The 18,719-nt window shown below is 47.3% G+C and carries 31 protein-coding genes, 1 rRNA gene and 1 pseudogene; all 33 read left to right on the forward strand.

Features of this window, described 5'->3' with window-relative positions:
* Positions 1 to 118: pseudogene (locus VIN66_RS04920) on the forward strand (elongation factor Tu); the annotation flags it as partial.
* Positions 119 to 256: 138 nt separating this feature from the next.
* Positions 257 to 1,996: an acyl-CoA dehydrogenase family protein gene (locus tag VIN66_RS04925; protein ID WP_331922957.1), complete on the forward strand. Its 1,740-nt coding sequence runs from the start codon at positions 257 to 259 to the stop codon at positions 1,994 to 1,996.
* Between the two features lie 12 nt (positions 1,997 to 2,008).
* Positions 2,009 to 2,869, forward strand: a complete 861-nt coding sequence (locus tag VIN66_RS04930; RefSeq protein WP_331922958.1) for a phospholipase A — start codon at positions 2,009 to 2,011, stop codon at positions 2,867 to 2,869.
* Positions 2,870 to 3,093: 224 nt separating this feature from the next.
* Positions 3,094 to 3,405, forward strand: coding sequence for a 30S ribosomal protein S10 (gene rpsJ, locus VIN66_RS04935; protein ID WP_008899121.1), 312 nt, complete (start codon positions 3,094 to 3,096; stop codon positions 3,403 to 3,405).
* A gap of 29 nt (positions 3,406 to 3,434) precedes the next feature.
* Entirely contained in the window at positions 3,435 to 4,073 is a 639-nt protein-coding gene (gene rplC / locus VIN66_RS04940) for a 50S ribosomal protein L3 (RefSeq protein ID WP_134059736.1), read from the forward strand.
* A gap of 18 nt (positions 4,074 to 4,091) precedes the next feature.
* Positions 4,092 to 4,697 carry a 50S ribosomal protein L4 gene (gene rplD / locus VIN66_RS04945; RefSeq protein WP_008224494.1) on the forward strand — a complete coding sequence of 202 codons (606 nt, stop codon included), beginning with the start codon at positions 4,092 to 4,094 and terminating at the stop codon, positions 4,695 to 4,697.
* The gene (gene rplW / locus VIN66_RS04950; RefSeq protein ID WP_134059733.1) at positions 4,694 to 4,996 is read left to right on the forward strand and encodes a 50S ribosomal protein L23; all 303 of its coding nucleotides are present in this window, start codon (positions 4,694 to 4,696) and stop codon (positions 4,994 to 4,996) included. Before rplD ends, rplW begins: the two co-directional genes overlap by 4 nt.
* A 16-nt stretch (positions 4,997 to 5,012) precedes the next feature.
* Positions 5,013 to 5,837, forward strand: a complete 825-nt coding sequence (gene rplB, locus VIN66_RS04955) for a 50S ribosomal protein L2 (protein ID WP_134059730.1) — start codon at positions 5,013 to 5,015, stop codon at positions 5,835 to 5,837.
* 16 nt (positions 5,838 to 5,853) lie between these two features.
* Positions 5,854 to 6,132, forward strand: a complete 279-nt coding sequence (rpsS, locus tag VIN66_RS04960) for a 30S ribosomal protein S19 (protein WP_008950795.1) — start codon at positions 5,854 to 5,856, stop codon at positions 6,130 to 6,132.
* A 10-nt stretch (positions 6,133 to 6,142) separates the two neighbouring features.
* A complete protein-coding gene (gene rplV / locus VIN66_RS04965) occupies positions 6,143 to 6,475 on the forward strand; it encodes a 50S ribosomal protein L22 (protein WP_134059746.1) in 333 nt (110 codons plus the stop codon).
* A gap of 11 nt (positions 6,476 to 6,486) precedes the next feature.
* Entirely contained in the window at positions 6,487 to 7,200 is a 714-nt protein-coding gene (rpsC, locus tag VIN66_RS04970) for a 30S ribosomal protein S3 (protein WP_008224489.1), read from the forward strand.
* A 12-nt stretch (positions 7,201 to 7,212) separates the two neighbouring features.
* Complete coding sequence (gene rplP / locus VIN66_RS04975) at positions 7,213 to 7,626, forward strand: 50S ribosomal protein L16 (protein WP_134059727.1); 414 nt, start codon at positions 7,213 to 7,215, stop codon at positions 7,624 to 7,626.
* Positions 7,626 to 7,817 carry a 50S ribosomal protein L29 gene (gene rpmC / locus VIN66_RS04980; protein ID WP_008224486.1) on the forward strand — a complete coding sequence of 64 codons (192 nt, stop codon included), beginning with the start codon at positions 7,626 to 7,628 and terminating at the stop codon, positions 7,815 to 7,817. The genes rplP and rpmC overlap by 1 nt, the downstream gene beginning before the upstream one ends.
* Positions 7,817 to 8,071 (forward strand): 30S ribosomal protein S17, encoded by a 255-nt coding sequence (rpsQ, locus tag VIN66_RS04985; protein ID WP_068238321.1) that lies wholly within the window; start codon positions 7,817 to 7,819, stop codon positions 8,069 to 8,071. Before rpmC ends, rpsQ begins: the two co-directional genes overlap by 1 nt.
* 165 nt (positions 8,072 to 8,236) lie before the next feature.
* Positions 8,237 to 8,605 carry a 50S ribosomal protein L14 gene (gene rplN / locus VIN66_RS04990; RefSeq protein ID WP_134059725.1) on the forward strand — a complete coding sequence of 123 codons (369 nt, stop codon included), beginning with the start codon at positions 8,237 to 8,239 and terminating at the stop codon, positions 8,603 to 8,605.
* A gap of 9 nt (positions 8,606 to 8,614) precedes the next feature.
* Positions 8,615 to 8,929: a 50S ribosomal protein L24 gene (gene rplX / locus VIN66_RS04995; protein WP_134059722.1), complete on the forward strand. Its 315-nt coding sequence runs from the start codon at positions 8,615 to 8,617 to the stop codon at positions 8,927 to 8,929.
* Positions 8,930 to 8,948: 19 nt separating this feature from the next.
* Positions 8,949 to 9,488, forward strand: coding sequence for a 50S ribosomal protein L5 (gene rplE, locus VIN66_RS05000; RefSeq protein WP_027672153.1), 540 nt, complete (start codon positions 8,949 to 8,951; stop codon positions 9,486 to 9,488).
* Between the two features lie 11 nt (positions 9,489 to 9,499).
* Entirely contained in the window at positions 9,500 to 9,805 is a 306-nt protein-coding gene (gene rpsN, locus VIN66_RS05005) for a 30S ribosomal protein S14 (RefSeq protein WP_134059719.1), read from the forward strand.
* Between the two features lie 21 nt (positions 9,806 to 9,826).
* Complete coding sequence (gene rpsH, locus VIN66_RS05010) at positions 9,827 to 10,219, forward strand: 30S ribosomal protein S8 (protein ID WP_134059716.1); 393 nt, start codon at positions 9,827 to 9,829, stop codon at positions 10,217 to 10,219.
* A gap of 15 nt (positions 10,220 to 10,234) precedes the next feature.
* A complete protein-coding gene (rplF, locus tag VIN66_RS05015) occupies positions 10,235 to 10,768 on the forward strand; it encodes a 50S ribosomal protein L6 (protein WP_134059713.1) in 534 nt (177 codons plus the stop codon).
* A 9-nt stretch (positions 10,769 to 10,777) separates the two neighbouring features.
* Entirely contained in the window at positions 10,778 to 11,128 is a 351-nt protein-coding gene (rplR, locus tag VIN66_RS05020; protein ID WP_068238302.1) for a 50S ribosomal protein L18, read from the forward strand.
* A 9-nt stretch (positions 11,129 to 11,137) separates the two neighbouring features.
* Positions 11,138 to 11,641, forward strand: coding sequence for a 30S ribosomal protein S5 (gene rpsE, locus VIN66_RS05025; protein ID WP_008224467.1), 504 nt, complete (start codon positions 11,138 to 11,140; stop codon positions 11,639 to 11,641).
* A 6-nt stretch (positions 11,642 to 11,647) separates the two neighbouring features.
* Positions 11,648 to 11,830: a 50S ribosomal protein L30 gene (rpmD, locus tag VIN66_RS05030; protein WP_027672159.1), complete on the forward strand. Its 183-nt coding sequence runs from the start codon at positions 11,648 to 11,650 to the stop codon at positions 11,828 to 11,830.
* A 3-nt stretch (positions 11,831 to 11,833) separates the two neighbouring features.
* Entirely contained in the window at positions 11,834 to 12,268 is a 435-nt protein-coding gene (gene rplO, locus VIN66_RS05035; protein WP_134059710.1) for a 50S ribosomal protein L15, read from the forward strand.
* Positions 12,269 to 12,283: 15 nt separating this feature from the next.
* Positions 12,284 to 13,612 (forward strand): preprotein translocase subunit SecY, encoded by a 1,329-nt coding sequence (gene secY, locus VIN66_RS05040; protein WP_134059707.1) that lies wholly within the window; start codon positions 12,284 to 12,286, stop codon positions 13,610 to 13,612.
* 21 nt (positions 13,613 to 13,633) lie between these two features.
* Complete coding sequence (rpmJ, locus tag VIN66_RS05045) at positions 13,634 to 13,747, forward strand: 50S ribosomal protein L36 (protein WP_008950799.1); 114 nt, start codon at positions 13,634 to 13,636, stop codon at positions 13,745 to 13,747.
* Positions 13,748 to 13,882: 135 nt separating this feature from the next.
* Entirely contained in the window at positions 13,883 to 14,239 is a 357-nt protein-coding gene (gene rpsM, locus VIN66_RS05050) for a 30S ribosomal protein S13 (protein WP_027672162.1), read from the forward strand.
* A gap of 11 nt (positions 14,240 to 14,250) precedes the next feature.
* A complete protein-coding gene (rpsK, locus tag VIN66_RS05055) occupies positions 14,251 to 14,640 on the forward strand; it encodes a 30S ribosomal protein S11 (RefSeq protein ID WP_027672163.1) in 390 nt (129 codons plus the stop codon).
* Positions 14,641 to 14,673: 33 nt separating this feature from the next.
* Entirely contained in the window at positions 14,674 to 15,294 is a 621-nt protein-coding gene (gene rpsD, locus VIN66_RS05060) for a 30S ribosomal protein S4 (RefSeq protein WP_134059704.1), read from the forward strand.
* A gap of 24 nt (positions 15,295 to 15,318) precedes the next feature.
* Entirely contained in the window at positions 15,319 to 16,308 is a 990-nt protein-coding gene (locus VIN66_RS05065) for a DNA-directed RNA polymerase subunit alpha (RefSeq protein WP_008224458.1), read from the forward strand.
* A gap of 39 nt (positions 16,309 to 16,347) precedes the next feature.
* The gene (gene rplQ / locus VIN66_RS05070) at positions 16,348 to 16,746 is read left to right on the forward strand and encodes a 50S ribosomal protein L17 (protein ID WP_027672166.1); all 399 of its coding nucleotides are present in this window, start codon (positions 16,348 to 16,350) and stop codon (positions 16,744 to 16,746) included.
* A gap of 111 nt (positions 16,747 to 16,857) precedes the next feature.
* Positions 16,858 to 18,138 (forward strand): serine hydrolase, encoded by a 1,281-nt coding sequence (locus tag VIN66_RS05075; protein ID WP_331922959.1) that lies wholly within the window; start codon positions 16,858 to 16,860, stop codon positions 18,136 to 18,138.
* A gap of 354 nt (positions 18,139 to 18,492) precedes the next feature.
* Positions 18,493 to 18,719: ribosomal RNA gene (locus tag VIN66_RS05080) — 16S ribosomal RNA — on the forward strand; the annotation flags it as partial.

The raw sequence follows: 18,719 nt of genomic DNA on the forward strand, positions 1-18,719 counted from the left end.
CCTGAAGTTTGTTGTTGAACTGATTTGCCCAATCGCGATGGACGAAGGTTTACGCTTCGCAATCCGTGAAGGTGGCCGTACAGTTGGTGCTGGCGTAGTATCAAAAATCCTGGCTTAATAAGCTGAGATTGAAAAAGGCCCGCAAGGGCCTTTTTTGTTGCCCGAAATTTAACCCTTGCCAGTATTCAAACACTTGTTTGAAATCATAAGCTGTGCCATGCTCTAACTCATCCGTCCAGTTTTAGAGGCAATAAACATGAGCCAGTACCAAGCACCGCTTAATGATATTTGTTTTAACCTATTTGATGTTTGGCAGCTCGATAAGTATTGGCAGCAGCAACCTGAGCTGGCAGAACTAATTGAAGCCGATACAGCTAAAGCTATTTTGGAAGAAGCGGCCAAGATATGTGAACAGCAACTGGCGCCTTTTGCCGGGGAAGCTGATGCGGTTGGTGCAAAACTGATAGATGGTAAAGTGGTGTTGCCAGAGCATTACCACGCTGCCTACCAAAGCCTGAGTGAAGGCGGCTGGACCAGCCTTAGTGGCAATACTGCATACGGCGGCATGGGTATGCCCAAAGCCTTGTCGATGATGGTTGATGAAATGCTCTGCAGCGCTGATATCGCTTTTTCGTTATACCCTGGTCTAACTGCCGGAGCTTGTGTGGCACTGCTGCAGCACGCAGACGAGCAAACAAAAGCACTGTACTTGCCGAAAATGTACAGTGGTGAATGGTCCGGTACTATGTGCCTGACAGAGGCTCATGCGGGTTCTGATCTGGGCATTATGCGAACCGCAGCTAAACCTTTACAAGATGGCAGCTACCAAATCAGCGGCAGTAAAATTTTTATCACTGCAGGTGAACATGATCTGACCGCTAATATTGTCCATCTGGTTTTAGCCAAGTTGCCCGATGCCCCCGCCGGTAGCCGCGGCATATCACTGTTTCTGGTACCAAAATATATTCCTGATGCACAGGGTGAGCCAGGTAGCCGTAATAATGTAACAGTGGGTTCAATTGAGCATAAGATGGGCATCAACGGTTCAGCCACCTGTGTTTTGAATTTTGACGCAGCTAAAGGCTACTTAATTGGTGAGCCCCATAGAGGGTTAGCGTGCATGTTTACGATGATGAACTATGAGCGTTTGTCTATGGGCAGTCAGGGCTTAGGTGCTGCAGAGCGGGCGTATCAGAATGCGTTGTCGTACGCCAAAGAACGCTTGCAGGGGCGTGTGACTGAAAAAGACGCTAACAAGGCCGAGCCAATACTAGGGCATGCAGATGTAAGGCGCATGCTACTAAACATTAAGGCGATGAATGAAGCGGGCCGTTCCTTCGCTACCTGGGTCGCTTCATTGTTAGACAAGGCTAAGTACGATAACTGCGAAGTATCAGCCAAAAGAGCTAATCTGCTGACACCAATCGCCAAGGCTTTTATGACGGACCAGGGTTTTGATGCATGCGTTAGCGCGCAGCAGGTTTTCGGTGGTCATGGTTACATAAAAGAGTGGGGCATGGAGCAATTGGTACGCGACGCGCGTATAGCACAAATATATGAAGGTACTAACGGCATTCAGGCTGTAGACTTCATGCTACGTAAAGTTGTCGCAGATAAAGGCCAAACATTATTCGACCTGCTGAATGATATTGAGCATGAAGTAGCCGCAAGCAATTTAGCGATTGCCAGCCAACTTGGGCAGTATTTGCTGCAACTGCGGGCGATAGTTCAAAGCCTGATTACTGCTGATGTTGATGCGCAAAGCACTAATGCTTGCGATTTTCTCGCTGCGGTATCTTACGTACTTTATGGCTATATGTGGTACAAAAATCTCGAAGCTGTCGAAACTTCGGGTTATAGTGCCGCGTTTAAATTTAGTAAGCAGCAAACCGCTGGATATTACTTTCAGCGCATTCTGCCAAAAGTAGCTGGTTTATTTGCATTGTTAAGCCAGGATACAGCCGTGCTAAATACACTGTCGCCGGAGCATTTTTAAAAGGATTTGCAGATGAAACTACTGTTTGGCTTATTATTACTGACATCATTGCAGCTTTGTGCCGCTGATGCATTAGATAAAAGGTTAAAAGCCGAACAATGGGACAGCTATGCGCCTTTTACCTTAATGCCACATCACAATAACTACCTGATGCCGGTAACTTACGTTGCCGGCATCGCATCGACAATTCAACGCGATGGCGTATCTGCTCCGTCAGACAATCTTGAAGCGAAATTTCAGCTCAGCCTTAAAACACCTATCTGGACAAAAATCTACAAAGATAACGGTTACCTGTTCTTTGCGTTCACCCAGCAAGCATATTGGCAGGCTTATAACAGCGAAATTTCATCACCGTTTCGCGAAACAAACTATGAGCCCGAGCTTATTTTACTGATCCCACATTATCGAAACTACGAAGATGCAGCCAGCCGTATTATCGGCATCAGTTTATCGCATCAATCCAATGGCAGGTCAGGTGAGCTATCGCGCAGTTGGAACAGGCTGAAATTCAGTTGGGTTACCTCTATCGGCAATGTGTTTATCAACTTTGAGCCCTGGTATCGTTTTAAAGAGCAGAGAAAAGATACTCCCGAAGACCCGGAAGGTGATGATAACCCTGACATTACAGAGTACATGGGCTGGTTCGAACTGTCGGCGGCTTATAAGCAGGAAAACGCGACCTGGCGTCTGATGTTACGTAATAATTTACGTAGCGATAATAAAGGTGCTGTGCGCTTGTCGTATTCAAGGCCGTTTAATCAGCACATAAGGCTCTACGTTGAATTGTTTAATGGTTATGGTGAGAGCCTGATTGATTACGATCGTTCTGTCACGCGCCTTGGTATCGGGTTTGAGTTGAATGACATTTTATAGCGCATTTTATAACCAATGCTTGCGTTATCGCTTGGTTTCAGTATAATGCGCGGCCAGTCGATATTATTCTGACTGGTTCGTTAGTTAGTCGTTTGAATTAATTAACGCTTACAGTGCTCCCGATTGGGGGGCAAACGTAACTTAGGTGCATGGGCATCCCCACGATAGTGGCTGGAGTGCTTGTGTGTATTTTTGCTCTTTTTGCTCTTTAGAGGCTTTGATACATGAGTAATCAAAGGATTCGCATCCGTCTGAAAGCGTTCGATCACCGTTTGATCGATCAGTCAACTATGGAAATCGTTGACACAGCTAAGCGTACGGGCGCACAGGTTCGTGGTCCTATCCCACTTCCTACTCGCCAGGAACGTTTCACTGTATTGATTTCTCCTCACGTAAACAAAGATGCGCGTGATCAGTACGAAATCCGTACCCACAAGCGTTTAATCGACATCGTTGAGCCAACAGAAAAAACTGTTGATGCGCTGATGCGTTTAGATCTGCCTGCTGGTGTTGACGTTCAAATCAGCCTGGGCTAATCAGACAGGTTTATAGAGAGGTTTAGGAAATGGCTATCGGTCTAATCGGTCGTAAAGTGGGAATGACCCGCATCTTCACTGAAGATGGCGTATCAATTCCAGTAACCGTAATCGAAGCGACACCAAACCGTGTAACTGCAGTTAAAACTGCAGAAACAAACGGTTACAGCGCACTGCAGGTAACTGCTGGCACTGTTAAGGCAAACCGCCTGAACAAGCCAGATGCAGGTCACTTTGCAAAAGTTGGCGTTGAAGCGGGTCGTGGTCTGTGGGAATTCCGCCTGGCAGATAACGAAGGTGCTGACATTGCTGTTGGCAGCGAAATTACGGTAGAAATCTTCGCTGAAACGAAGAAAGTTGATGTAGTTGGTACATCAAAAGGTAAAGGTTTTGCTGGTGCTGTTAAGCGCTGGAATTTCCGTACTCAGGATGCTACTCACGGTAACTCTTTATCACACCGTGCACCTGGTTCAATTGGTCAGAACCAATCACCAGGTAAAGTATTCAAGGGTAAAAAAATGGCTGGTCACTTAGGTGCTGAGCGCGTAACCGTGCAGTCACTGGAAGTGGTTCGTGTAGACGCAGAACGTAACCTGCTGTTAGTTAAGGGTGCAGTACCTGGCGCTATCGGTGGTGACGTGATCGTTAAACCAGCTGTTAAAAGCTAACGTCTGAGGAGATAAGTGATGGAATTAGCATTACGAGACGCTCAGGGCGTTCTTGAAGTTTCCGAAGCTACCTTTGGACGTGAGTTTAATGAAGCTTTGGTTCATCAGGTCGTTGTAGCTTATGCTGCCGGCGCCCGTCAGGGTACCCGCGCTCAGCTGACACGTTCTGAGGTACGCGGTGGCGGTAAGAAGCCATGGCGTCAAAAAGGTACTGGCCGTGCGCGTGCTGGTACAATCCGTAGCCCAATCTGGCGCGGAGGCGGTGTGACATTTGCGGCTAAGCCACAAGATCACAGCCAGAAAGTAAACCGTAAAATGTACCGTGGTGCGATCCAAAGCATCCTGTCTGAATTAGTACGTCAAGAGCGTTTAATCGTGGTGGAAAATTTCGCCGTTGATACGCCTAAGACCAAAGATTTAACTGCAAAGTTAAAAGCGATGGACTTAAAAGACGTGTTAATCGTGACTAACGAAGTGGATGAGAACCTGTTCTTATCTGCACGTAACCTGTACAAGGTAGACGTGCGTGACGTACACGGTATCGACCCGGTCAGCTTAATCGCATTCGACAAAGTGTTAATGACTGCTGCTGCAGTTAAGCAACTTGAGGAGCTGTTAGCATGATCCGCGAAGAACGTTTACTGAAAGTTATTCTGGCACCACACGTTTCTGAAAAGAGCACTGTGTCTGCTGAGAAACACAATACAGTCGTTTTCAAGGTAGCCACTACTGCGACTAAAGCTGATGTTAAAGCAGCAGTTGAAAAACTGTTCGAAACAGAAGTAGTCGGTGTGCGTACTGTTAACGTTAAGGGTAAAACCAAGCGCACTGGTATGCGTGTTGGCAAGCGTAGTGACTGGAAAAAGGCCTACGTGACTCTTAAAGAAGGCAGCGAAATCGATTTCGTTGGCGGCGCTGAGTAAGAAGAGGAGTTAGGAAATGGCACTTGTTAAGTGTAAACCTACATCACCAGGTCGTCGCCACGTATTAAAAGTGGTTAACCCAGACCTGTACAAAGGCAAGCCTTATGCTCCTTTGTTAGAGAAAAATTCAAAAACTGGTGGTCGTAACAACAACGGTCGTATCACTACCCGTCATATCGGTGGTGGTCACAAGCAGCATTACCGTTTAGTTGACTTCAAACGCAACAAAGATGGCATTCCAGCCAAAGTTGAGCGTTTAGAGTACGATCCAAACCGTACTGCTAACATCGCACTGGTGTTATACGCGGACGGCGAGCGTCGTTACATTCTGGCTCCAAAAGGCCTGAAAGCGGGTGATACAGTGGTTTCAGGTATGGAATCACCAATCAAAGCCGGTAACACTCTGCCACTGCGCAACATCCCAGTTGGTCAGGTAGTACACAACATCGAAATGAAACCAGGTAAAGGTGGTCAGTTAGCTCGTTCTGCTGGCGCATTTGTACAGATCCTGGCTCGTGACGGTGAGTACGTAACTCTGCGTTTACGCAGCGGTGAAGTACGCAAAGTATTAGCAGATTGTCGCGCGACTATCGGTGAGATCGGCAACGCGGAACATATGCTACGTCAATACGGTAAAGCTGGTGCTATGCGCTGGCGCGGCGTTCGCCCAACCGTACGTGGTGTGGTAATGAACCCGGTTGATCACCCACACGGTGGTGGTGAAGGTAAAACTTCTGGTGGTCGTCACCCAGTTACACCATGGGGCGTACCAACGAAGGGTTACAAAACTCGTTCAAACAAGCGTACTGATAAACTTATCGTACGTCGTCGTGATAAATAATTTGTGAGGAATTGCCATGCCACGTTCTCTCAAGAAAGGTCCATTTATTGACCTTCACTTGCTGAAGAAGGTAGAGAAAGCGTTGGAAAGCGGTGACAAGAAGCCTATTAAGACTTGGAGCCGTCGTTCAATGATCATACCTGATATGATCGGTTTGACCATCGCTGTCCATAATGGTCGTCAACATGTACCTGTGTTCGTCTCTGAAGAGATGATTGGTCACAAGTTAGGTGAATTTGCACCTACTCGTACCTACCGTGGTCATGCAGCCGACAAAAAGGCCAAGAAGCGCTAAGGGGTAAATGATGCAAGCATTAGCTAAACACAAATTTGCCCGTTCTTCTGCACAAAAAACTCGTCTGGTTGCTGACCAGGTTCGTGGTTTGTCAGTTGAGAAGGCGTTGAACGTATTAACTTACAGCCCGAAAAAAGCTGCTGAGTTAGTAAGAAAGGTTCTTTTATCAGCCATTGCAAACGCGGAGCACAATGAAGGCGCCGATATTGACACGCTGAAAGTTAAGACAATCTTCGTTGATGAAGGTCCGTCTATGAAGCGTATCAAGCCACGCGCTAAAGGTCGTGCTGACCGTATCGTCAAGCGTACCAGCCACATCACTGTGGTTGTAGCTGATAACTAGGAGAGAAGAGAATGGGACAGAAAGTACATCCTAATGGTATTCGCCTAGGTATCACTAAGCCATGGAGCTCTACCTGGTTCGCGAATACGAAAGACTTCCCGGATTTCTTAAACGGTGACTTTAAAGTTCGTCAGTACCTGACAAAAGAACTGAAAGCCGCGTCAGTAAGCCGGATCGATATTGAACGCCCTGCGAAAAGCATCCGTGTGACTATTCACACTGCGCGTCCAGGCGTAATCATCGGTAAAAAAGGTGAAGATGTTGAAAAAATCCGCAAGCAAGTAGCTGCCATCGCTGGCGTACCTGCGCAGATTAACATCTCTGAAATCCGTAAGCCTGAGCTGGACGCGAAATTAGTTGCTGACTCAATCAGCAGCCAGTTAGAGCGTCGTGTAATGTTCCGTCGCGCGATGAAGCGTGCGGTACAGAACGCCATGCGTATCGGTGCTAAAGGTATCAAAGTTGAAGTTAGCGGCCGTTTAGGCGGCGCAGAAATCGCTCGTTCAGAGTGGTACCGCGAAGGCCGTGTGCCTCTGCACACTCTGCGTGCTGACATCGACTACAATACTTCAGAAGCACTGACTACTTACGGTATCATTGGTGTTAAAGTGTGGATTTTCAAAGGCGAGATCTTAGGTGCTCTGCCATTGAACAACAACACCAACAACGCCAACAATAACAACCAGCCTAAAGCGCCGAAAAAACCGGCACGTAAGGCTAAGTAGGGGTATTGAGCGATGTTGCAACCAAAACGTACAAAATTTCGTAAAGTGCACAAAGGTCGTAACCGTGGTTTAGCCCTGGTTGGCGATAAAGTATCTTTCGGTACTTACGCACTGAAATCTGTAGAACGTGGTCAAATGACTTCACGTCAAATCGAATCTGCACGTCGTGCTATGACGCGCGCTGTTAAGCGTGTTGGTAAAATCTGGATCCGTGTGTTCCCAGACAAGCCAATCACTGCTAAGCCGCTGGAAGTACGTATGGGTAGTGGTAAAGGTTCTGTTGAGTACTGGGTATGTCAGATCAAACCTGGCAAAGTACTGTACGAAATGGACGGTGTGTCTGAAGAATTAGCACGTCATGCTTTCAGCCTGGCAGCTGCTAAACTTCCATTTAAGACAACCTTTGTAACGCGGACGGTAATGTGATGAAAGCCAGCGAATTAAAAGCGAAAAGTGTTGAAGAGTTAAACGCTGAATTACTGGGCTTATTACGTGAGCAGTTCAACCTGCGCATGCAATTAGCTACTGGTCAGTTAGCTCAAACGCATTTATTTAAGCAGGTGCGTCGTGATATCGCGCGCGTTAAGACCATCTTAACCGAGAAGGCAGGTGCGTAATGAGTGAAACTAATACTCGTACACTGCAAGGTAAAGTGATCAGCAACAAAATGGACAAGTCTATTACTGTTGCGATCGAGCGTTCAGTGAAACACCCAATCTACGGGAAGTTCATTAAGCGTACTACCAAGCTGCACGTACATGACGAAACCAATCAGTGTAAAGAAGGCGACGTAGTCACTATCCGTGAATGCCGTCCGCTGTCTAAGACTAAGTCTTGGACTCTGGTTGCTGTAGTCGAATCAGCATCTTAATTCGTTAAGATGTGATAAAGCGGCTCCTTTTGGAGCCGCTTTTATTTTGAGCTACCTTTTTGCCAAGAGTGCTGTTATAATCACGCGCCCTCTTGTCAGGGGGTAGTTTTATATTTAAGCAGCGTAACCCGTGAGGGTTATTTAGTAGAATAGCGGAGCACTAAGATGATCCAGATGCAATCTATGCTGGAAGTCGCAGACAACAGCGGCGCGCGCAGCGTAATGTGTATTAAGGTCTTAGGTGGTTCGCATCGCCGTTATGCTGCAATTGGTGACGTCATCAAAGTTACTGTTAAGGAAGCAATTCCTCGCGGTAAGGTTAAAAAAGGTGATGTACTAAATGCAGTGGTGGTGCGTACAGCAAAAGGCGTACGCCGTCAGGACGGTTCTTTGATCCGTTTTGATCGCAATGCAGCAGTGTTGTTAAACAGCAAGCTGGAACCGATCGGCACTCGTATTTTCGGGCCTGTTACACGTGAACTTCGTGGCGATAAGTTTATGAAGATCGTGTCTCTGGCACCAGAAGTACTGTAAGGAGTCACCATGGCTAGTAAAATCCGTCGTGATGACGAGGTTATTGTTCTTACTGGTAAGGACAAGGGTAAGCGCGGCAAAGTTACTAAAGTTTTAGTTTCTGAAGGTCGTGTTTATGTTTCTGGCGTTAACCTGGTTAAAAAGCATCAGAAGCCTGTACCGGCTCTGAACCAACCAGGCGGTATCGTTGAGAAAGAAGCCTCAATTCATGTTTCAAACGTAGCGATTTTCAACTCTAAAACGGGTAAAGCAGATCGCGTAGGTTTCCGCCTTGAAGACGGCAAAAAAGTCCGTTTCTTCAAGTCGAATAACGAAGTAATTTAATTGCTATTGGAGTAATACGATGGCGAAACTGCATGAAATTTATAAAGACACCGTAGTCCCAGAGCTGTTTAAGCAGTTCGGCTACACCAGCGTCATGCAAGTCCCTCGGATTGTTAAAATCACACTCAACATGGGTGTGGGTGAAGCGGTAGCTGATAAAAAGATCCTTGAAAACGCTGTAGCAGATTTAACTGCTATTGCCGGCCAGAAACCTCTGGTAACTAAGGCTCGTAAATCAGTAGCTGGTTTCAAAATCCGTGAAGGCTACCCTATTGGCGCTAAAGTGACCTTGCGCGGCGAGCGTATGTGGGAATTCTTAGAGCGTTTAGTCTCTATTGCTATCCCGCGTATCCGTGACTTCCGTGGTGTAAACCCGAAGTCGTTCGACGGCCGTGGTAACTACAGCATGGGTGTACGTGAGCAAATCATTTTCCCAGAAATCGACTATGACAAAGTAGACGCAGTACGTGGTTTAGATATCACTATTACGACTACCGCGCGTACCGATGACGAAGGACGTGCTTTACTTGCCGCGTTTAACTTCCCATTCAAGAAATAAGGTGTAGGGTCATGGCAAAACAATCAATGAAAGCACGTGAAGCAAAGCGTGCACAACTGGTAGCCAAATTCGCTGCAAAGCGTCATGAACTGAAAGATACCATTGCTAATCCAGCGACTTCTGACGAAGACCGTTGGGCAGCGGTTCTGAAGTTACAGACGTTGCCGCGTGATTCAAGCCCTTCGCGTCAACGTAATCGTTGTCGTGTAACAGGTCGTCCACACGGTTACCTGCGTAAGTTCGGCATGAGCCGGATCAAGGTCCGTGAAGCGGCGATGCGCGGTGAAATTCCTGGCCTTCGTAAGGCTAGCTGGTAAGAATCACGGGAGTAACGAGCTATGAGTTTGCAAGATCCAGTAGCGGATATGTTTACTCGCATTCGCAACGGCCAGTCAGCCAATAAAGTTGCGGTTAAGATGCCATCTTCAAAACTGAAGGTATCTATTGCGAAAGTATTAAAAGACGAAGGTTACATCGCTGATTTCGCGGTTTCTGGTGACACTAAGCCAGAGCTGGAAGTTACTTTAAAGTACTTCCAGGGCAAATCTGTAATTGAAACTATCGATCGTGTTAGTCGTCCAGGTCTGCGCATCTATAAGAAGCACGGCGAATTACCTAAGGTAATGGGCGGTTTAGGTGTGGCCATCGTGTCAACATCTAAAGGACTAATGACTGACCGCGCAGCGCGCAAGGTTGGTATCGGTGGCGAAATCATCGGCTACGTAGCGTAACGGAGGTAGTAATCTATGTCTCGTGTTGCTAAGGCCCCAGTCACTATTCCAGCCGGCGTTACTGTTACGCAAAAAGGTCAGGTAGTGTCATTCAAGGGCAAAAACGGCGAGTTAGCACTAGATGTTAACCCGGCAGTTGAAGTTGTGGTTGATGGTAACGTTTTACGTACCAACCCACGTGACGGCTTCGACGGCGCTAACGCGCAAGCGGGTACTGCCCGTGCGTTAATCAATAACCTGGTTACCGGTGTAACTGAAGGCTTCACGCAGAAGCTGGAACTGGTTGGTGTTGGTTACCGTGCGAAAGCAGAAGGTAAAGTGTTGAACCTGAGCCTGGGCTTTTCTCACCCAGTGGTGTTCCAGGTACCTAACGGTATCACTATTGAAACACCAAGCCAGACTGAAGTCGTGGTAAAAGGTGCTGACAAGCAATTAGTTGGTCAGGTTGCCGCTAACATCCGGGCATACCGTAAACCAGAGCCTTACAAAGGCAAAGGTGTGCGCTATGCAAATGAAAACGTGCGTCGTAAAGAAGCGAAGAAAAAGTAGGGTAGGACGATGGATAAGAAACTTGCTCGTCTGCGCCGTGCCAAACGCACTCGCAGAAACATTATCGAACAAGGTGCGAATCGCCTGGTTGTACACCGTACACCACGTCACATCTACGCCCAGCTTATCGCACCAAATGCTGAAGTGATTGCTGCAGCTTCTACTGTAGAAGCTTCAATCAAAGACTCACTGAAGTACACTGGTAACGTAGACGCTGCTAAGGCTGTAGGTAAAGCGATTGCCGAACGCGCAGTAGCCAAAGGCGTTACTGCTTGTGCTTTTGACCGCAGTGGCTTCCAGTATCATGGTCGCGTACAAGCTCTGGCTGACGCGGCGCGTGAAGCCGGTCTTCAGTTCTAGGAGTAGCTCATGGCTAACGAAGAAGCTAAACAACAATCTGATTTACAAGAGAAGCTTGTTGCAGTAAACCGCGTGTCAAAAGTTGTTAAAGGTGGTCGGATTTTCTCCTTCACCGCTTTGACCGTAGTTGGTGACGGTAATGGTCGCGTTGGTTTTGGTTATGGTAAAGCACGTGAAGTTCCAGCTGCTATTCAAAAGGCAATGGAAAAAGCGCGTCGCAACATGACTCAGGTTGAGTTAAATGGTAACACGCTGCACCACCCAACTCGTGGTGTACATTCAGGTTCAAATGTTTACATGCAGCCTGCTGCTGAAGGTACTGGCTTGATCGCCGGTGGTGCAATGCGCGCCGTACTGGAAGTTGCCGGTGTACAGAACATTCTGTCTAAGTGTTACGGCTCAACTAACCCAATCAACGTAGTTCGCGCAACTATCAATGCTCTGGCGTCTGTTAAGTCGCCTGCACAGGTAGCTGCTAAACGCGGTTTACGCGTTGACGACATTCTGGGGTAATCTGCCATGGCGAAGAAGACAATTAAAGTAACCCAAACGAAGTCAAGCATCGGTCGTTTGCCGAAGCACAAGGCTTCGTTGACAGGGTTAGGTTTACGCCGCATCGGTCACACTGTTGAAGTTGAAGATACACCTTCAGTTCGCGGTATGATCAACGCTGTGTATTACATGGTTAAAGTGGAGGAGTAATTGATGTTATTAAATACTATTGCTCCGGCACCTGGTGCCAAGAAAGAAAAGCGTCGCCTTGGTCGTGGTATCGGCTCTGGCTTAGGTAAAACCGGTGGCCGTGGTCACAAAGGTTTGAAATCACGCTCTGGCGGTTCAGTTCGTCCAGGTTTCGAAGGCGGTCAAATGCCTCTGAAACAGCGTCTGCCTAAGTTCGGTTTCACTTCTCAGAAATCTCTGGTTTCTGCAGAAGTACGCCTGCACGAACTGGCTGCGGTAAACGGTGATGTAGTTGATCTGGCTAGCCTGATGGAAGCTAACATCATCGCTCGTACTGTTAAGTTCGCTAAAGTTGTGCTGTCTGGCGAGATATCTCGTCCGGTAACCGTAAAAGGTTTAGGCGTAACTAAAGGTGCACGTGCAGCAATCGAAGCCGCTGGCGGTAAAGTCGAAGAATAATAAGGATAGTACGCGATGGCTAAACCAGGTTCGGACTCAAGAGGTGCAAAAGGCGGTTTCAGCGAGCTGAAAGCCCGTCTGTTATTTGTACTTTTGGCCATAATCGTTTTTCGGTTAGGCTCCTTTGTGCCAATTCCTGGAATTGACGCCGCCGTGCTGGCTCAGTTATTCGAGCAACAAAAGGGCACCATCGTTGAAATGTTTAACATGTTCAGCGGTGGCGCACTTGAGCGTGCTTCGGTGTTTGCGTTGGGTATTATGCCCTACATCTCTGCCTCTATTATTGTTCAGCTGTTAACGGTAGTTCACCCTGCCATGGCAGAACTGAAAAAAGAAGGTGAAGCTGGAAAGCGCAAAATTAACCAGATGACGCGCTACGGTACTTTGGGTTTAGCAACGTTACAGGCCATTGGTATTGCTACTGGTCTGCCTAACATGATGCAGGGGTTAGTGATTAACCCTGGCTTTGCATTTTACTTCACTGCGGTAATCAGCTTGGTTACCGGTACCATGTTCTTAATGTGGTTAGGTGAGCAAATTACAGAGCGTGGCATCGGTAATGGTATTTCGTTGCTGATCTTTACCGGTATTGTTGCCGGCTTCCCGTCTGCCATTGGTCAGACGATAGAGCAGGCACGTCAAGGCGATTTGCACTTTTTACTGTTAGTTGCGATTGGTGTTATTGTCGTTGCGATTACCTGGTTTGTGGTGTTCTTTGAGCGCGGCCAGCGTCGTATCGTCGTTAATTACGCTAAGCGTCAGCAAGGCCGTCAGGTGTTTGCCGCGCAAAGCAGCCATTTACCGTTAAAGGTCAATATGGCCGGTGTAATTCCACCAATCTTTGCATCTAGCATTATTCTGTTCCCTGGAACAATAGCCAGTTGGTTTGGCTCAGGTGAAGGCGTGGTAGCTAACTTCCTGCAGGAATTAGCCTTAACATTATCTCCGGGACAACCGTTGTATATGATGTTATACTCCGCGGCCATCATTTTCTTCTGTTTCTTCTATACCGCGCTGGTATTCAACCCACGCGATACAGCAGACAATCTGAAGAAATCTGGTGCCTTTATCCCTGGTATTAGACCTGGTGAGCAGACATCAAAATACATTGATAAAGTGATGACTCGGTTAACCTTAGCGGGCGCGCTGTACATTACCTTTATCTGTTTGGTTCCTGAGTTCATGATGGTAGCGTGGGACGTTCAGTTCTACTTTGGCGGTACATCACTGCTGATCATCGTTGTCGTTATCATGGACTTTATGGCACAGGTACAGACCCATCTGATGTCGCATCAGTATGATTCTGTGCTTAAAAAGGCAAATCTTAAAGGCTACAGCCGTTAAGATAGTTTGCGGAGTTAAGTTATGAAAGTACGAGCTTCCGTTAAGAAGATCTGCCGTAACTGCAAAGTGATCAAGCGTAATAACGTAGTTCGCGTAATTTGCAGTGAGCCGAAGCATAAACAGCGCCAAGGCTAATAGCAGAATAAAACTGATACTGCGGGCTGAACTTTTGGGTTTAGCCCCTTTATCGTTTGCAATGTAAGCGCCATTTGAGTATCCTTACGGGCTTTTCAAATTGGCATCTTTAAACTCTATTAAAGGAGAACGTTAGTGGCCCGTATCGCTGGCATTAACATCCCCGATAATAAGCATGCGGTCATCTCTTTGACCTATGTTTATGGTATCGGTAAAACCCGCGCTAAATCGATTTTAGCTGCTGTGGGTATCGAAGAAAGTACTAAAATTGCGTCTTTATCTGATGCACAGTTAGATACACTTCGTGACGAAGTTGCTAAGTACACCGTTGAAGGTGACTTGCGCCGTGAAATCACATTAAACATTAAGCGTTTAATGGACTTAGGTTGCTACCGTGGCCTGCGCCACCGTCGTAGTCTGCCAGTTCGTGGTCAGCGCACTAAAACTAATGCGCGTACCCGCAAGGGCCCACGTAAAGCGATTAAGAAATAAGGTGATTCGACATGGCTAAAGCACCAGTTCGTACTCGTAAACGGGTAAAAAAGCAAGTTTCTGACGGTATGGCTCATATCCATGCTTCTTTCAACAACACCATCGTGACGATTACTGATCGTCAGGGTAATGCGCTGTGCTGGGCGACTGCCGGCGGTTCAGGTTTCCGTGGTTCACGTAAATCTACTCCGTTCGCTGCTCAGGTAGCTGCAGAGCGCGCAGGTACTGCCGCGCTGGAATATGGTGTTAAAAACCTTGAAGTGTTTGTGAATGGCCCAGGCCCAGGCCGCGAATCAGCGATTCGTGCTCTGAACGCCGCTGGTTACAAGATCACAAATATCACCGACGTGACGCCAATCCCGCACAACGGATGCCGTCCACCTAAAAAACGTCGCGTGTAATTACAGCGCTTCACGGATTATTGGAGAAAGAAGATGGCAAGATATTTGGGTCCTAAGCTCAAACTGAGTCGTCGCGAAGGTACAGACCTGTTCCTGAAAAGCGGCGTAAGAGCAATCGATTCAAAGTGTAACTTAACCACAGCACCTGGTCAGCACGGCGCACGTCGCGGTCGTTTATCAGACTACGGTTTGCAGTTACGCGAGAAACAAAAAGTACGTCGTATTTATGGCGTATTAGAGAAGCAGTTCCGTAACTATTACAAGGAAGCTGCTCGTTTGAAAGGTAATACCGGTGAAAACCTGCTGCAGTTGTTAGAGTCACGTTTAGACAACGTAGTATACCGTATGGGCCTGGCCAGCACTCGTGCAGAAGCACGTCAGCTGGTGAGCCACAAGGCAATCATGTTAAATGGTCGCGTGGTTAACGTTCCGTCACATACTGTATTACCTGAACAAGTGATCTCTGTTCGTGAGAAGGCTAAAAAGCAAGCCCGTATCGGTGCTGCGCTTGAAGTTGCTGCACAACGTGAGAAGCCAACTTGGATCGAAGTAGACAATACGAAGCTTGAAGGCGTTTTTAAACGTCTGCCAGAGCGTTCAGACCTGTCTGCGGACATCAACGAACAGTTAATCGTCGAGCTTTACTCTAAGTAAGGCTAATTGTTAAGAGAGGATACAATGCAGGGTTCTGTCACCGAATTCCTTAAGCCGAGATTAGTTGGTATCGAAAAAATCAACCCAACTCGTGCCAAAGTTACTTTGGAACCACTTGAGCGCGGTTTCGGGCATACCTTGGGCAACGCGTTACGTCGTATTCTGCTTTCGTCTATGCCTGGTTGTGCTGTGACTGAAGTTGAAATTGATGGCGTTCTCCATGAGTACAGCGCCAAAGAGGGTGTGCAGGAAGATATTATTGATATCCTTCTGAACCTGAAAGGCCTAGCCGTTCGCCTGGAAGACAAAGATGAAGTCACGCTGACTTTGACGAAAAAAGGTGCCGGCCCTGTAACTGCTGGAGATATCCAGCATGGCGACGGTGTAGTTATCGTCAACCCTGACCATGTAATCTGCAACCTGACTGGCGAAACTGAATTCAGTATGCGCCTGAAAGTGCAACGTGGTCGTGGTTATGTGCCTGCATCAGCGCGTTTGTCCTCAGATGATGACGAGCGTCCTATTGGTCGTCTGTTACTGGACGCGTCTTTCAGCCCGGTTGAGCGTATTGCTTACTCGGTTGAAGCGGCACGTGTTGAACAGCGCACTGACCTGGACAAACTGATCATCGATATGGAGACCAACGGCACTGTTGAGCCAGAGGAAGCCATTCGCCGCGCAGCGACAATTCTGGCTGAACAGCTGGAGTTCTTCGTAGAACTGCGCGATAAGAGCGAACCGGAAAAACGCGAAGAGAAGCCGGAGTTTGATCCGATTCTGTTACGTCCGGTCGATGATTTGGAATTAACAGTTCGTTCTGCTAACTGCTTGAAGGCAGAGCAGATTCAGTACATTGGTGATCTGGTTCAGCGTACCGAGGTTGAGTTACTTAAAACCCCTAACCTGGGTAAAAAGTCGCTTACCGAAATCAAAGACGTGCTGGCATCACGCGGTTTATCGCTGGGCATGCGCCTGGAGAACTGGCCGCCAGCGAGTCTGGTAAACAAAGACTAATCAGATACCAGTTTCTGGTTTAGTGAGAAGGAATAGATCATGCGCCATCGCAAGAGTGGTCGTCAATTAAACAGGAACAGCAGCCACCGTACGGCAATGTTCCGCAACATGGCAAGCTCGTTGGTGAAGCACGAAATCATCAAAACGACTTTGCCTAAAGCTAAAGAGTTACGTCGTGTGATTGAACCATTGATCACACTGGCTAAGAACGACAGCGTTGCAAACCGCCGTCTGGCTTTCGCCCGTACTCGTGATAAAGAAGTAGTTGGTCTGTTATTCAACGTGCTGGGCCCGCGTTACAATGCGCGTCCAGGTGGTTACACTCGTATTCTGAAGTGTGGCTTCCGTGCCGGCGATAACGCACCTATGGCTTATATCGAATTAGTCGATCGTCCAGAAGTGGATGCACTGCCAGTTGAAGAAACTGCAGCTGAATAAGCTATAACCAAATAAAAAACCGGGCTGACGCCCGGTTTTTTTATGCCTGTTTGTTTTTCCTTCGCAGTGCCTTTATGATTTAATTTCGTTTTGTTTAAGGCAGTTATCTCGATGCGAATTTTCTCATATGTAGTCTTGTTGCTGGCGGTTAACATCAACGCTGAGGAACGCCATTGTGCAAGTCTTACCCAGCCATCTAAATGTGGTGCGCTGAGCGAACTTATCGACGTCGAAAAGGCTGCTGCGAATTACCCGAACCTTGCGGCCGTGGTTGAAGAACCAGACCGTTTCAAGCTTCAGATTATCTATACGCAAGTAGACAGAGACCAGCAGAATAATCCGTCTTTGAGTTACTACACCCTGGGCCTGGATCCTGAGCGTTATTTCTATCCAGCGAGCACTGTAAAGTTACCAATATCCTTGCTTGCTCTGGAGTGGGTGAATGAGCCGCAGCAAGCGGAGATTACCATGTTCTCGCCGATGCTGACTGACGCCGCATTCGAGGGCCAATCAGAAGCACACACTGATAGCAGCGCTGCATCCGGTTTACCAAGTATTGCTCATTATATAAAGAAGATACTGCTGGTAAGTGACAATGACGGCAGTAACCGCCTTTATGAATTACTCGGCCAGGACAGGCTGAATGACAGATTGCGTCAGCTCGGATTGAAGCATACGCTGATAAATCATCGTCTGAGTATACCTTTAAGTGCAGAGCAGAATCGTCAGTATAACCCTATTCGATTCTTGCGGTCAGACGGAAGCGTTGCACTTGCGTTACCCGCCCGCACCTCACAGTCCCAATACGTGAACATTGATAATCCAAAACTTGGTATTGGTTATATGTCTGAGGGGGCTCTCATTCAGAGTCCAATGGACTTTAGCAATAAGAACCGCTTAAGCCTGCAGGATCTGGACGGTATAGTAAAACGTATAGTGTTTCCTCAGCTTTTCATCGGCACCGAGCAGTTTCAGATAACGGAAGAGCAGCGGGCATTCGTACTACGTTATATGTCTATGTTGCCGGGTGAAAGCGACTTTCCGCATTACAGTAAAGAAGAGTATCCGGACAACTATTCGAAGTTTTTTATGTTTGGCGGCAATACGCAGTCCTTGCCTGCACATATCCGTATCTTTAATAAAACAGGTTGGGCCTATGGCCATCTTATCGATAGTGCATACATAGTCGATTTGGAAAATGGCGTTGAGTTTTTCTTATCTGCGGTAATTTATACCAACCAGAATGACATTCTGAATGACGATAAGTATGAAACAGAACAGATAGGTTTGCCGTTCTTAAATGAGCTTGGCAATATTCTCTATCAACATGAGCTCACCAGAGCGAAAAGCAGACAGCCAGATCTTTCCTATTTGAACAAGATCATTAACTAATTACCGTGTAATCGCCTAATAAATAAACCATTACAGCGCATTTTTGCTTAGTTTGGTTAAAAAGTGCGCGGTCGATCATTTTTCTGTAAAAAAGATCTTGATCACTTTGCGACGATCTCTATAATGCGCACCACACAGACGGCAGCGAGCGAAAGCAAACAACGTCTGACTGAGGCGAAAGCCTCGCACCATCGAGCAAAGCTCTGGTGCAACGCTCTTTAACAATTCGCAATCAATCATCTGTGTGGGCACTTATGATGGATTTCACAAAAATGAAATTTATCAGTGAAGTGACTACATAGAAATATGTTTTAAGTCAGTAAGCTGAGCTTGCCGAAAGGCAGCAAACACTTTTAATTGAAGAGTTTGATCATGGCTCAGATTGAACGCTGGCGGCAGGCCTAACACATGCAAGTCGAGCGAATGAGGGTAGCTTGCTACCTGATTTAGCGGCGGACGGGTGAGTAATGTATAGGGAGCTGCCCGATAGAGGGGGATACCAGTTGGAAACGACTGTTAATACCGCATAATGTCTACGGACCAAAGTGTGGGACCTTCGGGCCACATGCTATCGGATGCAC

Origin of the sequence: Rheinheimera sp., assembly GCF_036568245.1 — a bacterium.
Lineage (GTDB): Bacteria > Pseudomonadota > Gammaproteobacteria > Enterobacterales > Alteromonadaceae > Alishewanella.

Bases quoted from the DNA above. Each gene is read 5' to 3' on its own strand.
- VIN66_RS04925 (WP_331922957.1), top strand. From the start codon at position 257: ATGAGCCAGTACCAAGCACCGCTTAATGATATTTGTTTTAACCTATTT.
- VIN66_RS04930 (WP_331922958.1), top strand. From the start codon at position 2,009: ATGAAACTACTGTTTGGCTTATTATTACTGACATCATTGCAGCTTTGT.
- rpsJ (WP_008899121.1), top strand. From the start codon at position 3,094: ATGAGTAATCAAAGGATTCGCATCCGTCTGAAAGCGTTCGATCACCGT.
- rplC (WP_134059736.1), top strand. From the start codon at position 3,435: ATGGCTATCGGTCTAATCGGTCGTAAAGTGGGAATGACCCGCATCTTC.
- rplD (WP_008224494.1), top strand. From the start codon at position 4,092: ATGGAATTAGCATTACGAGACGCTCAGGGCGTTCTTGAAGTTTCCGAA.
- rplW (WP_134059733.1), top strand. From the start codon at position 4,694: ATGATCCGCGAAGAACGTTTACTGAAAGTTATTCTGGCACCACACGTT.
- rplB (WP_134059730.1), top strand. From the start codon at position 5,013: ATGGCACTTGTTAAGTGTAAACCTACATCACCAGGTCGTCGCCACGTA.
- rpsS (WP_008950795.1), top strand. From the start codon at position 5,854: ATGCCACGTTCTCTCAAGAAAGGTCCATTTATTGACCTTCACTTGCTG.
- rplV (WP_134059746.1), top strand. From the start codon at position 6,143: ATGCAAGCATTAGCTAAACACAAATTTGCCCGTTCTTCTGCACAAAAA.
- rpsC (WP_008224489.1), top strand. From the start codon at position 6,487: ATGGGACAGAAAGTACATCCTAATGGTATTCGCCTAGGTATCACTAAG.
- rplP (WP_134059727.1), top strand. From the start codon at position 7,213: ATGTTGCAACCAAAACGTACAAAATTTCGTAAAGTGCACAAAGGTCGT.
- rpmC (WP_008224486.1), top strand. From the start codon at position 7,626: ATGAAAGCCAGCGAATTAAAAGCGAAAAGTGTTGAAGAGTTAAACGCT.
- rpsQ (WP_068238321.1), top strand. From the start codon at position 7,817: ATGAGTGAAACTAATACTCGTACACTGCAAGGTAAAGTGATCAGCAAC.
- rplN (WP_134059725.1), top strand. From the start codon at position 8,237: ATGATCCAGATGCAATCTATGCTGGAAGTCGCAGACAACAGCGGCGCG.
- rplX (WP_134059722.1), top strand. From the start codon at position 8,615: ATGGCTAGTAAAATCCGTCGTGATGACGAGGTTATTGTTCTTACTGGT.
- rplE (WP_027672153.1), top strand. From the start codon at position 8,949: ATGGCGAAACTGCATGAAATTTATAAAGACACCGTAGTCCCAGAGCTG.
- rpsN (WP_134059719.1), top strand. From the start codon at position 9,500: ATGGCAAAACAATCAATGAAAGCACGTGAAGCAAAGCGTGCACAACTG.
- rpsH (WP_134059716.1), top strand. From the start codon at position 9,827: ATGAGTTTGCAAGATCCAGTAGCGGATATGTTTACTCGCATTCGCAAC.
- rplF (WP_134059713.1), top strand. From the start codon at position 10,235: ATGTCTCGTGTTGCTAAGGCCCCAGTCACTATTCCAGCCGGCGTTACT.
- rplR (WP_068238302.1), top strand. From the start codon at position 10,778: ATGGATAAGAAACTTGCTCGTCTGCGCCGTGCCAAACGCACTCGCAGA.
- rpsE (WP_008224467.1), top strand. From the start codon at position 11,138: ATGGCTAACGAAGAAGCTAAACAACAATCTGATTTACAAGAGAAGCTT.
- rpmD (WP_027672159.1), top strand. From the start codon at position 11,648: ATGGCGAAGAAGACAATTAAAGTAACCCAAACGAAGTCAAGCATCGGT.
- rplO (WP_134059710.1), top strand. From the start codon at position 11,834: ATGTTATTAAATACTATTGCTCCGGCACCTGGTGCCAAGAAAGAAAAG.
- secY (WP_134059707.1), top strand. From the start codon at position 12,284: ATGGCTAAACCAGGTTCGGACTCAAGAGGTGCAAAAGGCGGTTTCAGC.
- rpmJ (WP_008950799.1), top strand. From the start codon at position 13,634: ATGAAAGTACGAGCTTCCGTTAAGAAGATCTGCCGTAACTGCAAAGTG.
- rpsK (WP_027672163.1), top strand. From the start codon at position 14,251: ATGGCTAAAGCACCAGTTCGTACTCGTAAACGGGTAAAAAAGCAAGTT.
- rpsD (WP_134059704.1), top strand. From the start codon at position 14,674: ATGGCAAGATATTTGGGTCCTAAGCTCAAACTGAGTCGTCGCGAAGGT.
- VIN66_RS05065 (WP_008224458.1), top strand. From the start codon at position 15,319: ATGCAGGGTTCTGTCACCGAATTCCTTAAGCCGAGATTAGTTGGTATC.
- rplQ (WP_027672166.1), top strand. From the start codon at position 16,348: ATGCGCCATCGCAAGAGTGGTCGTCAATTAAACAGGAACAGCAGCCAC.
- VIN66_RS05075 (WP_331922959.1), top strand. From the start codon at position 16,858: ATGCGAATTTTCTCATATGTAGTCTTGTTGCTGGCGGTTAACATCAAC.